The organism is Saccharothrix sp. NPDC042600, from assembly GCF_040647305.1.
Taxonomy (GTDB): domain Bacteria; phylum Actinomycetota; class Actinomycetes; order Mycobacteriales; family Pseudonocardiaceae; genus Actinosynnema; species Actinosynnema mutabilis.
The window spans coordinates 158,239-173,295 of record NZ_JBEZBW010000006.1 but is presented as its reverse complement, the minus strand read 5'-3'; the positions used below and the strand labels follow the sequence as shown (position 1 = coordinate 173,295).

Genomic DNA, 15,057 nt, shown 5'->3' with positions numbered 1-15,057 from the left:
GTAGTCCTCGGCGATCGACCCGAGCTCCTCGGAAACCTTCCCCCACGTCGCCGCGTACGACTCGATCACCGGCGGATTGCCGGCCAGCCAGTCCAGCATGTCCTTCAACGGCTGAACATGCTCCATCAGGAACGACGCCGCCGACGACATCAACGTCCCGAACGGGTCGATCGCCATCGCCGCCGCATCCGCCGCGAGGCCGACCATCCCCAGACCCGCCTGGATCCAGTTGCCGTCCTTGATCCCGTTGAACGTGTCCATCGCCGACTCGGCAATGGAAATACCGGTCGCCCACCCGTTGTCACCGGTGCCGGCGTTGAACACCCCACCGGGCTCGGCGGGTGGCGCGGCCACCAAGGGGTTGCTCGGGTCCGTCATCCGATCCACCCGCAACCGCGCACGTCACGACGAAACGCCAAGGCGCTGCCCTCCCCATAACAGGCTCTGGTCACCGACACAGACGCATCCCGGAGGTGAACGGTTCCGGTTCACCGGATTTCGGTACCGCCCGGGGCACAATGTGTCGAGGGGCGCAGGTGTCCGAGGTGCTGCGGACTGTGGGTGGAGTCGCCCCGGCCGCACGCCGAAGCGGCGGCAACGACGGGCGGTTCACCGTCGGACCGGTGGCGCGGTCAGGCGTGCACGCCGGCCTGGTACTTCGGCACCCGCACGCTGATCTTCGTCCCCAACCCCTGGGCGGTTTCCACGACCAGGCCGTAGTCGTCGCCGTAGCAGCGGCGCAGGCGTTCGTCGATGTTGCCCAACCCGATGCCCGCCGTCTCACCCACCTGGCCCGCGAGGGTGCGGCGCAACGCCTCCGGGTCCATGCCGATGCCGTCGTCCTCGATGGTGATGTGCGCTTCCTCGCCCGCGTCCGCCGCCTGGATCGTGATGTGCCCCGGCCCGACTTTGCCCTCCATGCCGTGCCGGACCGCGTTCTCCACCAGCGGTTGGAGGCACAGGAACGGCACGGTCACCGGCAGCACCTCCGGCGCGATCTGCAGCGTCACCTTCAGCCGCTCCCCGAACCGCGCCCGCTCCAACGCCAGGTACTGGTCGATCGACCTCAGTTCCTCCGACAGTGTGGTGAAATCACCCGCCCGGCGGAACGAGTACCGCGTGAAGTCCGCGAAGTCGAGCAGCAGGGTCCGCGCCTTCTCCGGGTCGGTGCGCACGTAGGAAGCGATGGCGGACAACGAGTTGTAGATGAAGTGCGGCGAGATCTGCGCCCGCAGCGCCCGCACCTCCGCCTCCACCAACCGGGTCCGCGACCGGTCCAGCTCGGCCAGCTCCAACTGCCCGGACGCCCAGCGCGCGACCTCGTTCGTCGCCCGCACCAACCCCGCCGACGGCTCCCGGCTGTAGGCCGCCAGCACGCCGACCACCCGCCCCTCCACCGTCAACGGCGCCAGCACGGCCGAGTGCACCGGGCAGTCCGGCGACCCGCACGTGATGTCGAACGCCCGCGTCCGCCCGGTCGCGAACACCTCCCGCGCCAGGTCCATCGCGTCCGCCGCGTGGTGCTCGCCGCCGCCCTCCCACGCCACGACCTCGGTCTCGTCGGTCAACGCCAGCGCCGGCGTGCCCAGCAGGGTCCGCAGGTGCTTGGCGGACTTCTTCGCCGCGTCCGGCACCAGCCCGGCGCGCAGCGGGGGAGCGGCGGACCACGCCGTGTGCAGGGTCTCGAACGTGATCCGCTGCTCGTGGGTCAGGAAGTCGTTGCGGGCTCGGGAGGTCCGCCACAGCGTGATCACCACGGCCAGCCCGGCGAGCAGTATCGCCCCGGCGGTCCACAGGCCGTTCACAGCCGGTCCTGACTGCGCAGACCCAGGTTCTCCGGCGCGTGCAACCGCACCATCACGTGGTTCACCCCCGGCGGCACCTTGCGCGGTGTCAGCAGCGACACCACGTACATCACGACGAACCCCAGCGGCACGGTCCACGCGGCCGGCCGCGCCAGGAACACGTTGCCGCCGCCCGCGCTGATCGTCACCAACCCCGCCACCAGCGCGGGCACGCCACCGGCCAGCATCCCGGCCACCGCGCCCACGGTGGTGATCCGCGTGCTCCAGATCCCCAGCACCAGCAACGGGCACAACGACGACGCCGCCACCGCGAACGCCAGCCCGACCATGTCCGCCACCGGCACCTTGCCCACCAGCCACGTCATGCCCAACGGCACCAGCACGGCCAGCACAGTGGACACCCGGAACCCGCGGATCCCGCGGAACCTCAGCACGTCCCGGCTCAGCACGCCCGCCAAAGACACCATCAGACCCGACGAAGTGGACAGGAACGCCGCGAACGCCCCACCCGCGACCAGGGCGCCGAGCAACTGCCCGCCGACCCCGTCCACCATCCGGCTGGGCAGCACCAGGACCACCGCGTCGGTGTCCCCGGTCATCAGCAGCTCCGGCGTGTAGAGCCGCCCGAGAGCGCCGTAGATCGGCGGCATCAGGTAGAAGATCCCCAGCAGGCCCAGCACGATCAGCGTCGTCCGGCGCGCGGCCCGGCCGTTGGGGTTGGTGTAGAAGCGGACGATCACGTGCGGCAGGCCCATCGTGCCCAGGAACGTCGCGATGATCAGCGAGTACACCGCGTACAGCGGGAAGTCGTCCCCGCCGCGCAGCGGCAGCGCCCAGGAGGCGTTGCTGTTGAACGGGATCGACGCCACGTGCGGCACCGGCGCGCCCTCGGGGAACACCAGCCGCGTGCCCGCCGCGACGGTGTGCTCGCCCGGCCCGAACCCGGCCGGTCCGTCCACTTCGGCGCCGTCCACCACGCCGTCGCCGCGGAACTCCACCGGCTGCTCGACCCGCACGGTCGTGTTGGTGTCGAAGGAAACGGTGGTCTCGCGCGGGAACACGGGGAACTCCGGCCCGGTCAGGTCGCGCGCCCCGTGCGCCTGCCACGCCACGACCAGGAACGCCACCGGCACCGCGATCGCGGTCAGCTTGAGCCAGTACTGGAAGGCCTGCACGAACGTGATGCTGCGCATGCCGCCCGCGATGACGTTCGCGGTCACCACCACGGCCACCACGAGCGCGCCCACCCAGTCCGGCGCGCCGGTGAGCGTGTGCAGGGTCAGGCCCGCGCCCTGCAACTGCGGCAGCAGGTACAGCCACCCGATGCCCAGCGCGATCACGCTGGCGACGGCCCGGACGGCGGGCGAGCCGAACCGGGCCTCGGCGAAGTCCGGCAGCGTGTACGCGCCGCTGCGCCGCAACGGGGCCGCGACCAGCGCCAGCAGCACCAGGTACCCGGCGGTGTAGCCGACCGGGAACCACAGCATGTCCGGCCCGTGCGCGAAGATCAGCCCGGCGATGCCGACGAACGACGCCGCCGACAGGTACTCGCCGCCGATCGCCGAGGCGTTCCACCACGGCGACACCGTGCGCGAGGCGACGAAGAAGTCCGACGTGGTGCGCGAGATCCGCAGCCCGTACGTGCCCACCAGCACCGTGCCGACCGCGACCACGATCACCGCGATGATGCCGTACGAGCTGGTCACGAACGTTCCACCAGCTCCGCGAACTCCCGCTCGCCGCGCTCGGCCTGCCGCACGTAGAACCACCCGGCCAGCACGAACACCGGGAACACCAGGACGCCCAGCAGCAGCCACGGCAGCGGCAGCCCCAGCAGGCGCTGCGAGGTGACCGCCGGGACGAGCGTGAAGACCAGCGGCAACGCCGCGACGCTCCCGCACACCACCGCGCACAGCAGCAGCCCCAGCCGCCGCTGGGTCCGGATCAGCGACCGCATGTAGACCGCGCCGAGCTCGCTCTGCTCGTCGATCTCCCGCGACGCCGGATAGGGCCGGGGCACCCGCGGGGCGCGGGTGCGCGGACTGGTCACCACGACCCGTTCGGTGGGCTTCCCGGGGGTCGTCATGACGGCTGCCGGTTGCGCCGGACCAGCAGTTGGCGCAGGTGCCGGGCGTGCCGGCGGCTGACCGGCAGCACCGCGCCGCCGATGTTCACGCTCAGGTGCCCGTCCTCCAGGCGCAGCTCGTCGATGTGGCCGAGGGAGACCAGGTGGCTGCGGTGGATGCGCACGAACCCGGCCGACCGCCAGCGCTCCTCCAGGCCGTTGAGCGCGGCCCGCACCAGCCCGCTGCCGGTGGCGGTGTGCAGGCGGGCGTAGTCGCCGTGCGCCTCGACATACCGGATGTCCGCCAGCCGGATGAACCGCGTGATGCCGCCCAGCTCGACCGGGATGACCTCGTCGCCCACGTCCGGCGCCTTCTCCGGCGGTGCGGGCGCGGGCTCGGCGGTCTTGGTGTCCAGCACCTCGTGCACGATCCGGTGAACCGACTCGGCCAGCCGTTCCGGGCGGACCGGTTTGAGCAGGTAGTCCAGCGCCTTGAGCTCGAACGCCTCGACGGCCGGCTCCTGGTGCGCGGTGACGAACACGATCGGCGGCGGCTGGGCGAACCGCGACAGCACGCGCGCGAGGTCCAACCCGTCCAGGCCCGGCATCCGGATGTCGAGGAAGACCGCGTCCACGCCCTGCCCGGCGTGCAGCGTGCGCAGCGCCTTGGTGGCGTCGGTGACGGCCTCGACGTGCCCGATCCGGGGGTCCGCCTTGAGCAGGTAGACCAGGTCGTCCAGGGCGGGCGCCTCGTCGTCCACGGCGAGGACGCGGAGCCTGCGTTCCAGCGCCCCGCGGCGTTCCGGCCCTTCGCAGATCGGGCAGGGAAGTCCTGACGTCATGGAATTCCAATGCGGGTTCGACGGCGTCGGCGATTAGACCATTGGGTGGTCATCCTCGCTCTTGAGACCCATCGGAGGCAATGACCGCCGCGCGGCCTGGGCGTCACCCAGCGTGACTTCGAGTTCGAGGAACGCCTCCTCGGCCCGGCGCGCGGCCACCCCGACGGACGCGGCAGCCGCCGTGCCGATCATCCGGTGGGTGGGTTCCTGCAGCTCGCGGACCAGGTCCGACCACCGGCTGGCCAGCCGCGCCAACTCGGCGAGCCGCTCGACCAGCTCGGCCGACGACCCCGGCACCCCACCCCGGAGCGCCGCGAGGTCCCGCGGACCGACACCCATGACACGCCCCCACCGATCCGCCAGCCAGGCCCCCGATGCTCCCGCCGGCCCGCGACGAGGTCAACGCCCGCGGGCAGTGGTCTCAATCGGCGGGCCGTGATCCGGTCAGGGAAGCGGTGCGCCCAGTTCCGTGAGCAGGGATTCCGCGGTGTCGGCGAACGCGCCGAACCCGCCCGTCACCGCCAACTCGTGCCCGATCCGCGCGTGCCGCAGCGCGTCGGCCCGACGCCCGTCCTCGGCCATGGCCCGGACCAGGTGGATGTGCGACCTCGCCACCCCGTACCGGTAGTCACAGGCCGTGGCCAGCTCCAGCGCCCTCAAGTGCGCCGCCACCGCCCGCCCCGGCTTGCCGAGGTGGCGCAGCACCAACCCCAGCGCGTTGTGGACCTCCGACTCGATGCGCGGGCTCCCGCCCAGCTCCTGGACCAGCGCCAACGCCCGCTGCGCCGTCCGCAGCGCCTCCGCGTGCTCACCCGCCAGGCACAGCGCGGTCGCCAGGTGCGCCATCCCCTCGGCGCGGGCGTGGCGGACCCCGGTCCGGTACCAGTTCGCCAGGGCGTGCCGCAGCAGGGTCACACCTCGGCCGTAGTCCCCGCCGGCCGTGTGGCAGCGGCCCAGCAGGGCGGCGCAGGCCGCCTCCAGGTTCTCGCCGTCCGCCGCCCTGGCCAGGGCCAACCCCTCGGTCAGGCACTCGCCCGCCGGGCCCAGCTCGCCCCGCATCAGGTGCAACGCGCCCAGACCGGCCAGCGCCGCGATCCGGACGTGCGGGACCTCCGGCAGCACCGCGCTGAGGTCCGTCAACCGGGTGAACGACGCCCGGGCCGCGGCGAAGTCGCCCAGCTCCAGGTTCACCACGCCGTCCAGCCCGGCGTGCAGCCACAGCGTCCGCCCCGACGGGGACGCCTCCCGCAGGAACCGCTGCGCCCCGCGCAGGTCGCCCAGGTTCCGGTGCTCGGCGGCCAGCCAGACCAGCATGGACGTCTCCGCGTCGTGGTCGCCGGCCCTCCGTGCGGCGCCGAGCGCGGCGGCGATCGCGTGCACGAACTCCACGTGGTGGCCGTGCGAGCCGAAGTAGCCGCTGACCGCGTCGATCAGCTGCCACGACAGCGGCAACGGGCCGTGCGCGGCGCAGTGCTCGGTCGCGGCCAGGACGCTGGGGCGTTCCGCGGTCAGCCACGCCCGCGCGGCGTCGGCGGTCATGGTCGGCGGGCCGGACGGGGCGTGGCGCAGCTCGGGGTACAGCACGTCGCCGACCTCGACCGCCGTGCGCAGGTACCAGTCGAACAGCCGCCGCCGGGCCGCCGCCAGGTCCTCGCCCTCGAACGCCGCCCGGTCGGCGGCGTAGTCGTTGAGCAGGTCGTGCAGCACGAACCGGTCCGCCCCGACCCGCTGCACCAGGTGCGCCGACGCCAGCTCGCCCAGCAGGCGCTGGGCCTCGGGCAGCGGCGCGTCCAGCAGGGCCGCCGCGCCGGCGGCGCTGAAGTCCGGGCCGGGCACCAGCCCCACCAGGCGGAACAGGCGGGCCGCGTCGTCGGGCAGGGCCGCGTAGGACAGGTCGAACGCCCGGCGGATCGCGGCGGTGTCGTCGTTGTCCACGGCCAGCGCCGCCAGGCGGTCACCGCCGCGCAGCTCGTCCACATAGGACTCGATGTCCAGGTGGGCGGCCCCGATCAGGTTGCCCAGCGCGATGCGCAGCGCCAGCGGCAGGTACCCGCACAGCCGGGCCAGCTCGGCGATCGCGTCGAACTGCGCCACCGCCGCCTCCGGCCCGAGCGACCGGGCCAGCAGCTTCCACGCCTCGTCGCCGCGCAGCACGTCCAGCCGCACCAGCGTGGCCCGCAACGGTTTGCGCAGCTCGTTGCGGCTGGTGACGACCACCGAGCAGCCCGGGTCGCCGGGCAGCAGCGGCAGCACCTGCTCCACCGACGCCGCGTTGTCCAGCGTGATCAGCACCCGCCGGCCGCGCAGCCGCGCCCGGTAGCCGCGGACCAGGTCCTCCTCGTCCACCGGGATGTGGTCGGCCCGCACGCCCATCGCCCGCAGGAACCGGGCCAGCACCGCGGACGTGGTCAGCGGCGGGGATGTGGAGTGCCCGCGCAGGTTGACGTACAGCTGCCCGTCGGGGTACCGGTCGCGCACCGCGTGCCCCACGGCCGTCGCGAACGCCGTCTTGCCCACGCCCGGCGGGCCGCACACCACGACGGTCGCCGCCGCCCGCGTCAGCAGCGCCGTCACCCGGGCCAGTTCGGCGGCCCGCCCCACGAAGTTGCCCACGGGAGCGGGCAGCTGCGAGACGGGAGCCCACGTGTCGGCGGCCGGCTGGTGCAGCGACGGGTCGCCGGTGAGGATCGCGTGGTGCACCGCGCGCAGCCGGTCGCTGGGGTCCACGCCCAGCTCGCGGGCCAGCGCCGTGGACGCCTGCCGGTAGGCGTCCAGCGCGTCGGCCTGCCGGTCCGCCCGGTACAGCGCCACCATCAGCTGCGACCAGAACCGCTCGCGCAGCGGGTGCTGCGCCGTCAGCCGGCGCAGGTCGGCGATCACCTCGTCGCACCGGCCCAGCCGCAGCTTCACGTCGATCAGCTCGGAGGTCACCCGCAGCCGCTGCTCGGTCAGGTTGGGCACCTCGGTCTCGTGCAGCGACTCCGACGGCACGTCCGCCAGCGCCGACCCGCGCCAGTGCCCCAGCGCCTGCTCGTAGACCGCCCGCGCCCCCTCGAAGTCCCGCGCCGCCGCCAGCGCCGCGCCCCGCTCGGCCAGGTCGGCGAACCGGTGCAGGTCCAGCGCGTCGCGCGGCAGGTCGATCCGGTAGCCGGTCGGGGTGGTGTGGATCAGCGGCGGGTCGCCCAGCGCGCGGCGCAGCCGCATCACGTAGACCGGCAGCGTCTGGGCGGCCCGGTCGGGGGTCACCTCGCCCCACACGCGGCGGATCAGGTCGCTGGCGGGCACCGACCGGTTCGCGCCGAGCAGCAGCGTCGCCAGGACGATCCGGTGCTTCGCGGCGGTGATCGGGACGGTCCTCCCGTCCCGGCGGACCACCAGCGGTCCGAGCACCCCGAACTCGTCCTGCGACAGGGTCAACTCGCCTCCGCTCCCCGTAGAGACCTTGACATGCTGGTACTCCGACCCTGTCCGGAGTACCACCGGATGGCCCCGAACGCCCGGCTCGCCGCCGATCGGCCCGAAGTCGCCTAGAGCCTGCCGACTTCGGTGATCCGCAGCGCCGCGGTGCCGGCCTCGTCGGACTCGGCGAGGTCCACCTCGGCGGTGAACCCCCAGTCGTGGTCCTTCGCGGGGTCGTCGAAGATCTGGCGGACCGTCCAGCGGCCGGGCTCCTCGGTGATCACCAGCAGCTGCGGGCCGCGCGCGTCCGGGCCGATGCCGATCTCGTCGTGCTCCTCGAAGTAGGGCTCCAGCGCGTCCTGCCAGTCCTCGGCCGTCCAGCCCGAGTCGCCGTCGAGTTGCCCCAGCTCGTAGTAGTTGCGCCGGGCGGCCAGCTCCACGCGGCGGAACAACGCGTTGCGCACCAGGACGCGGAACGCCCTCATGTTGCGCGTGACCGCCGGCGGCGCCTCGTCCACGACCGTGTCGTCGGCCGGGTTGCGCAACTTCTCCCACTCGTCGATGAGGCTGGAGTCGACCTGGCGGACCAGTTCGCCCAGCCACTCCTCCAGGTCGGACAGCTCCTCGGTCTTCGCGTCGCCCGGCACGGTCTGGCGCAGCGCCTTGTAGGCGTCGGCGAGGTACCGAAGCACCAGACCTTCGGACCGGGCGAGCTGGTAGTACGACACGTACTCGGCGAACGTCATCGCCCGCTCGAACATGTCCCGCACCACCGACTTGGGCGACAGGTGGTGGTCGGCGACCCACGGGTGCCCGCGCCGGTAGGTGGTGAACGCCGCCTCCAGCAGCTCCGCGAGCGGCTTCGGGTGGGTGACGTCCTCCAGCAGCTCCATCCGCTGGTCGTACTCGATGCCCTCGGACTTCATCGCGCCGATGGCCTCGCCGCGCGCCTTGTGCTCCTGCGCGGACAGCACCTGGCGCGGGTCGTCCAATGTGGACTCGATGACGGACAGGACGTCCAGCGCGTAGGACGGGGACTCCCGGTCCAGCAGCTCGATCGCGGCCAGCGCGAACGGCGACAGCGGCTGGTTGAGCGCGAAGTTGACCTGCAGGTCCACGGTGAGCCGGATGTGGTCGCCGTCGCGCTCCACCACGCCCGCCGCGAGCAGCGCCCGGTACATCGAGATCGCCCGCAGGATGTGCCGGCGCTGCGCGGGCCGGTCCTCGTGGTTGTCCTCCAGCAGGTGGCGCATGGCGGCGAACGTGTCGCCGGGACGGCCGATCACGTTGAGCAGCATCGCGTGGCTGACCTGGAAGCTGGACGTGAGCGGCTCGGGCTCGGCGTTCTTGAGCCGCTCGAAGGTCTGGTCGCTCCAGGACACGAACCCCTCGGGTGCCTTCTTGCGCACCACCTTGCGCCGCTTCTTCGGGTCGTCACCCGCCTTGGCCAGCGCTTTCTCGTTCTCCACGACGTGGTCGGGCGCCTGGACGACGACCGTGCCGACGGTGTCGTACCCGGCTCGGCCGGCGCGGCCCGCGATCTGGTGGAACTCGCGCGCCTTGAGGTGGCGGGTGCGGGTGCCGTCGTACTTGGACAGCGCGGTGAAGACGACCGTCCGGATCGGCACGTTGATGCCGACGCCGAGCGTGTCCGTGCCGCAGATGACCTTCAGCAGACCGGCCTGCGCGAGCTGTTCGACCAGCCGGCGGTACTTGGGCAGCATGCCCGCGTGGTGCACGCCGATGCCGTGCCGGACCAGGCGCGAGAGCGTCTTGCCGAACCCGGAGGTGAACCGGAACCGGCCGATCATGGCGGCGATGGCGTCCTTCTCGGTGCGGGTGGCGACGTTGACGCTCATCAGGGCCTGGGCGCGTTCGAGGGCGGAGGCCTGGGTGAAGTGGACGACGTAGATCGGGGCCTCGCGGCCGTGCAGGAGTTCCTCGATGGTCTCGTGCAGCGGGGTGAGGACGTACTGGAAGTTCAGCGGGACCGGGCGCTGGGCGGAGCGGACGGTCGTGGTCGGACGGCCGGTGCGGCGGGTGAGGTCCTTCTCGAAGAAGGTGACGTCACCGAGGGTGGCCGACATCAGGAGGAACTGCGCCTGGGGCAGTTCGATCAGCGGGACCTGCCACGCCCAGCCGCGGTCGGGCTCGGAGTAGAAGTGGAACTCGTCCATGACGACCTGGCCGACGTCCGCCGCCGTGCCGTCGCGCAGGGCGATGTTGGCCAGGATCTCGGCGGTGCAGCAGATGATCGGGGCGGTCTCGTTGACGCTGGCGTCGCCGGTCATCATGCCGACGTTCTCGGCGCCGAACGTGTCGATGAGCGCGAAGAACTTCTCGGAGACGAGCGCCTTGATGGGGGCGGTGTAGTAGGTCCGCTTGCCTTCGGCGAGGGCGGCGAAGTGCGCGCCGATCGCGACCAGGCTCTTGCCCGAGCCCGTGGGTGTGCTGAGGATGACGTTCGACCCGGAGACGATCTCGATGAGCGCCTCCTGCTGCGCGGGGTACAACTCAAGCCCCCGCTGGTGGGCCCACTCCGCGAAGGTGTCGTAGAGGAGGTCGGCGTCGGGGGTGGGCGGCAGCAGGTCGGTGAGAGTCATCGCGGCAGATCATAGGGGGTCCCGCGCCGGCGCCGACCTCGACGACCCGCACGCGCTGGGCCGCCGGACCCGGCGCTCGTTCACCGGTTCAGCCAGACGTGCAGCGACCACCAGCGGCGCAGGCTCGTGAGGACCGGGGGAGGGTCGTCGTCCCACCGCGTGCCGGTGATCTCGGCCAGCCGGTCCAGCCGGTACCGCACCGTGTTCGGGTGCACGTGCAGCGCGGCGGCGGCGTGGCCCAGGCGTTGGCCGTGGTCGAGGTAGACCATCGCCGTGGCGACCAGTTCGCGGTGGAAGTCGTCCGCGCGGTCCAGGCCCGGGAGGGAGTTCGCCAGCAGGTCGGCGAGCACCGGTTGGGCGTGCAGCGCGACCTCGCCCGCCAGGTCGGTCAGGTGCCGCACCCCGGTCGCCCCCGCGCCCGCCAGGCCCAGCGCCGCCACGCACAGCGGGTGGACGGCGTGCACGGCGGTCAGGGCGCTCGCCGGCGCCACCACCAGCAGCACCCCCGGCACGGCCGCCGGAACACGAGCGGCCAGGCCGGTCAACCGGCCCTCCACCAGCCCGAACACCCCGCCCGACCGTCGCAGGTGCTGCTCCAGCACCCGCGCCCGACCCGGGTCGCTCACGTCCGAGACCAGGCAGTGGTAGCGGCGGCCCGGGGTCAGGCCGGCTCGGGACAGCTCCGCCGGGGCCACCGCGTCGTCGTCCAGCAGCAGGCGGCGCAGGAGGTGGGTGGCGGCGTCGCGGGTCGTGCGGGACAGCTCCAGTTCGGCCGTGTGGTAGCCGTGCACCACGTGCCGCTCCAACGCCCCCGTGTAGCGGTCCATGTCCAGCACCGCCTCCAGGATCGCCTCCGTCGGCACGCCCGCCGCCCGGCCCCGCGCGGTGGCGATCCTCATCGCCTCCGCCCGACCCGCCTGGACGCCCCGCAGCAGGCCGTCGATCGAGATGCCCTGCGCCGCCCGGTCCGCGCCCAGCGCCTCGGCGGCGGCGAAGTGGCGCTCGTCGGGCTCGCCCGGCCGTTCGAAGAAGTCCAGCGCGGCGGCGAGCAGCACCTGCACGTGCCGCCGGGTCTCGGCCTCCGGCAGCGCCGCCACGTCCGCCGAGCTGCGCCGCGCCACCCGGACCAGCTCCTCGACCACGCGCCCGTCCGTCGCCATGTCCCGGAACACCAGCTGCACCAGCTCGTCGCGCACCGCGCCCCCTCGAAGTTGTGGCACTGGCACAACGAGCTTGCGGGTCGTTGGGCGCGTTCCCCTACCGCCGGACCGCCGAAAGGCGCTTCCCTGGTCGCCACCCAGCCGAAAGGTGTCCCCGTGCGACCACTCCGAACGGCGGTCCTGCTCGCCGCGTGCGCCCTGCTCGCGACCTCCGCGCCGGCCACCGCCGAACCACCCCTGCGCCAGGTGCTGTTCGTCGGCAACAACTGGGACGGCACCGCCGACGTCATCGCCGCCACCGGCGACTTCGCGAGGATCGCCCGCGTCAACGTGATCCCCGACCGCGAGGAGCGGTTGCGGGAGATCTACCTCAACCCGGTCAAGCTCGCCTTCTTCCTCGGCATCCGCAACGGCCCCGGCGAGGGCCACGACCAGTTCGTCGACGACATGTTCACCACCCCCGACGGCACGGCCGTGGTCGCGTCCCGGCCGAGCTTCGCCGACGTGGTGTCGATCGACCTGGCCACCGGCCGCGTCAAGTGGCGGTTCCCGGTGTCCGGCTTCCGCTCCGACCACATGACCGTGTCGCCGGACGGCCGCCGGGTCGCGGTGTCCGCCTCGACCTCCAACACCGTCCACGTCCTCGACATCACCACCGGCCGCGAGGTCGGCCGGTTCGCCGCCGGGGACAAGCCGCACGAGAACGTCTACACCGACGGCGGCACCCGCCTGTGGAACATGTCCATCGGCGAGGTCAACACCGACCTCGACGCGCCGTGGCTGGACTTCACCAAGGGCGACCGCCGCATCACCGTCGTGGACGCCGCCACGTTCCAGCAGGTCAAGGTGATCGACATGCGGCAGCGCCTGGACGCGTTCGGCCGCTCCGACCTGTCCGACTCGGTGCGCCCGGTGGCGTTCACGCCCGACGAGTCCAAGCTGTACTTCCAGGTGTCGTTCTTCAACGGCTTCCTGGAGTACGACGTCGCCGCCGACCGCGTCACCCGCGCCAAGACCCTGCCCAAGAACCCGGCCACCAGCGAGGACCGCACCACCTGGGTCAACGACTCCCGCCACCACGGCATGTCGATGAACCCCACCGGCACCAAGCTCTGCGTCGCGGGGACCATGGACGACTACGCGACGGTCGTGGACCGCGCGACCCTCGCCGAGGGCCCGCTCGTCCCCGCGGCCAAGCCGTACTGGGCCACGGTCAGCGGTGACGGCAAGGCGTGCGTGATCTCCGAGAGCGGCGCGGACCAGGTGACCGCGATCGACTTCGCCACGGGCCGCAAGATCACCTCCGTGCCGGTGGGCGACCACCCGCAGCGCGTCCGCATCGGGCACGTGCCCGCCGGCTGGACCGGTCCGGCGGCGGGCTGAGGCGGGGCGAGTCCGGTTCGGCCGCGCGCTGAGGCGGGATGGGGCCGGCGGGTTGGCGGGGCCGCACCCGTCGGGTCCATTGCACCCCGCGTGGCCGCCTTGGGCGCGGTAGGTTGGGCTGCGCCGGGCGGCTGACCTCACAGGGCCTTTGTTGCACGCTGCTGGCCATAGCGGGGTACTGGCAATTACGGTGTTGACCGTGTCCGAACCGGTAGCCATGCACATGAGCGACGGCCTGCTCAACGCGCCGACGTCGCTGCTGTTCGTCGCCGTCGCCGTGGTGGGGGTCGGCGTCGCCCTCGCCAAGGCCCGGGGTGACCTGGACGACCGCACCGCGCCGATGGCGGGCCTGGTGGCGGCGTTCGTCTTCGCCACCCAGATGCTCAACTTCCCCGTGCTGCCCGGCGTCAGCGGGCACCTGCTGGGCGGCGCGCTCGCCGCGATCCTGGTCGGACCGTGGGTCGGCGCGCTGTGCGTGACGATCGTGCTGGTCGTGCAGTCGCTGTTCTTCGCCGACGGCGGCGTGACGGCGCTGGGCGCGAACGTCACCAACATGGCCCTGATCGGCACCGCCGTCGGCTACCTGACCGCCGTCGCCCTGCGCGGCCTGGCCAAGCGCGGCAAGGGCGGCCTGGCGCTGGTCGCGTTCCTGTCCGCCCTGGTCAACACGGTGCTGGCGAGCTTCGGCTTCGTCGTGGAGTACGCGATCGGCGGCGCGGGCGGGGTCTCGTTCGGCACCGTCGCGACCGCCGTGCTGGGCGTGCACGTCCTGATCGGCATCGGCGAGGGCGTGATCACGGCCGCCACGGTCACCGCCGTCGCCGCCGCCCGACCCGACCTGGTGTACCTGCTGCGCGGCGTGCCGCAGAAGCTGGAGCTGAAGGCGTGAAGCGCTTCTTCGTGTGGTTCGCGCTGGTGAGCCTGGTGCTCGCGGGCGCGGTGTCCTACTTCGCCAGCTCCGACCCCGACGGGCTCGACTTCGTCACCGAGGAGCACGGCATCGCCGAGCACGCCCAGGACCACCCGCTGGCCGAAGGCCCGTTCGCCGACTACGCGCTCGGCGGCGACGACCGGTTCACCGGCCTGGCGGGCGTGGTCGGTGTCGTGCTGACCCTTGTCGTGGCCGGCGGGCTGTTCTGGTTGCTGCGCAAGCGTTCGCCGACGGCCAAGTGAACGGCGTCCTGCACCGGCCGGGCGACTCGCCGGTGCACCGCCTCCCGCCGCAGGTCAAGATCGTCGCCGCGGTCGTCGCGGTGCTGTGCGTGGTGGCCACGCCGCGCGAGGCGTTCCCCGCGTTCGGGGTCTACCTCCTGGCGATCACGGCCGTGTGGTTCGTCGCGCGCGTCCCGCCGACGTGGTTCGCGTCGCGCGCTCTGATCGAGCTGCCGTTCGTGGTGCTGGCCTTCGCGCTGCCGTTCACCGGCCACGCCCCGTACACGGACTTCTTCGGCGTGACGGTGTCCGTCGAGGGCGCGCTGGCCGGCTGGAACATCCTGGCCAAGGGCACGCTCGGCGTCCTGGTGTCGCTGACCCTGGCCGCCACGACCGCGCCGCAGGACCTGCTGCTGGGCCTGCAACGCCTGCGCATGCCGTCGGTCCTGGTCACCATCGCCACGCTCATGCTGCGCTACGCCGAGGTCGTCGTGGCCGAGGCCAAGCGCATGCGCGTCGCCCGCATCTCCCGCGGTGACGACCCGCGCTTCCTGTGGCAGCTGGGCGCCACCGCGAAGGGCGTCGGCAGCCTGTTCATCCGGTCCTACGAGCGCGGCGAGCGGGTGCACCTGGCTATGGTGTCGCGCG

General features: G+C 72.6%; 12 protein-coding genes and 1 pseudogene. 4 read left to right on the top strand and 9 right to left on the bottom strand.

Going from position 1 to position 15,057, the window contains the following annotated elements:
* The 9 genes from AB0A74_RS07510 to AB0A74_RS07470 form a co-directional block, all read right to left on the bottom strand.
* On the bottom strand, positions 1 to 354 hold a 354-nt coding region (locus tag AB0A74_RS07510; RefSeq protein WP_358248028.1), incomplete at its 3' end, for a hypothetical protein.
* 278 nt (positions 355 to 632) lie between these two features.
* Positions 633 to 1,805 (bottom strand): histidine kinase, encoded by a 1,173-nt coding sequence (locus tag AB0A74_RS07505; RefSeq protein WP_358248027.1) that lies wholly within the window; start codon positions 1,803 to 1,805, stop codon positions 633 to 635.
* Complete coding sequence (locus tag AB0A74_RS07500; protein ID WP_358248026.1) at positions 1,802 to 3,511, bottom strand: cation acetate symporter; 1,710 nt, start codon at positions 3,509 to 3,511, stop codon at positions 1,802 to 1,804. Before AB0A74_RS07500 ends, AB0A74_RS07505 begins: the two co-directional genes overlap by 4 nt.
* Complete coding sequence (locus AB0A74_RS07495; protein ID WP_358248025.1) at positions 3,508 to 3,891, bottom strand: DUF485 domain-containing protein; 384 nt, start codon at positions 3,889 to 3,891, stop codon at positions 3,508 to 3,510. Before AB0A74_RS07495 ends, AB0A74_RS07500 begins: the two co-directional genes overlap by 4 nt.
* Positions 3,888 to 4,712 carry a LytTR family DNA-binding domain-containing protein gene (locus AB0A74_RS07490; protein ID WP_358248024.1) on the bottom strand — a complete coding sequence of 275 codons (825 nt, stop codon included), beginning with the start codon at positions 4,710 to 4,712 and terminating at the stop codon, positions 3,888 to 3,890. The genes AB0A74_RS07495 and AB0A74_RS07490 overlap by 4 nt, the downstream gene beginning before the upstream one ends.
* A gap of 33 nt (positions 4,713 to 4,745) precedes the next feature.
* Positions 4,746 to 5,051, bottom strand: a complete 306-nt coding sequence (locus tag AB0A74_RS07485) for a hypothetical protein (protein ID WP_358248023.1) — start codon at positions 5,049 to 5,051, stop codon at positions 4,746 to 4,748.
* Between the two features lie 105 nt (positions 5,052 to 5,156).
* Positions 5,157 to 8,129, bottom strand: coding sequence for a BTAD domain-containing putative transcriptional regulator (locus tag AB0A74_RS07480; RefSeq protein ID WP_358248022.1), 2,973 nt, complete (start codon positions 8,127 to 8,129; stop codon positions 5,157 to 5,159).
* Positions 8,130 to 8,239: 110 nt separating this feature from the next.
* Complete coding sequence (locus AB0A74_RS07475) at positions 8,240 to 10,714, bottom strand: DUF3516 domain-containing protein (protein ID WP_358248021.1); 2,475 nt, start codon at positions 10,712 to 10,714, stop codon at positions 8,240 to 8,242.
* Positions 10,715 to 10,794: 80 nt separating this feature from the next.
* Positions 10,795 to 11,910: a helix-turn-helix domain-containing protein gene (locus tag AB0A74_RS07470; protein ID WP_358248020.1), complete on the bottom strand. Its 1,116-nt coding sequence runs from the start codon at positions 11,908 to 11,910 to the stop codon at positions 10,795 to 10,797.
* Between the two features lie 144 nt (positions 11,911 to 12,054).
* Between AB0A74_RS07470 and AB0A74_RS07465 the strand changes: the two genes are divergently transcribed.
* The 4 genes and pseudogenes from AB0A74_RS07465 to cbiQ all read left to right on the top strand — a co-directional run.
* Positions 12,055 to 13,257 carry a YncE family protein gene (locus AB0A74_RS07465; RefSeq protein WP_358248038.1) on the top strand — a complete coding sequence of 401 codons (1,203 nt, stop codon included), beginning with the start codon at positions 12,055 to 12,057 and terminating at the stop codon, positions 13,255 to 13,257.
* A gap of 199 nt (positions 13,258 to 13,456) precedes the next feature.
* A complete protein-coding gene (locus AB0A74_RS07460; RefSeq protein ID WP_358248019.1) occupies positions 13,457 to 14,146 on the top strand; it encodes an energy-coupling factor ABC transporter permease in 690 nt (229 codons plus the stop codon).
* On the top strand, positions 14,143 to 14,430 hold the full coding sequence (locus AB0A74_RS07455) for a PDGLE domain-containing protein (protein ID WP_358248018.1): 288 nt from the start codon (positions 14,143 to 14,145) through the stop codon (positions 14,428 to 14,430). Before AB0A74_RS07460 ends, AB0A74_RS07455 begins: the two co-directional genes overlap by 4 nt.
* Positions 14,427 to 15,056, top strand: a pseudogene (cbiQ, locus tag AB0A74_RS07450) (cobalt ECF transporter T component CbiQ); the annotation flags it as partial. The gene AB0A74_RS07455 and the pseudogene cbiQ, both read left to right, overlap by 4 nt.
* Between the last annotated feature and the right edge of the window lies 1 nt (position 15,057).

Excerpts from the sequence above, each read along its gene's own strand:
- AB0A74_RS07475 (WP_358248021.1), bottom strand. The coding sequence starts at position 10,714 with ATGACTCTCACCGACCTGCTGCCGCCCACCCCCGACGCCGACCTCCTC.
- AB0A74_RS07485 (WP_358248023.1), bottom strand. The coding sequence starts at position 5,051 with ATGGGTGTCGGTCCGCGGGACCTCGCGGCGCTCCGGGGTGGGGTGCCG.
- AB0A74_RS07490 (WP_358248024.1), bottom strand. The coding sequence starts at position 4,712 with ATGACGTCAGGACTTCCCTGCCCGATCTGCGAAGGGCCGGAACGCCGC.
- AB0A74_RS07495 (WP_358248025.1), bottom strand. The coding sequence starts at position 3,891 with ATGACGACCCCCGGGAAGCCCACCGAACGGGTCGTGGTGACCAGTCCG.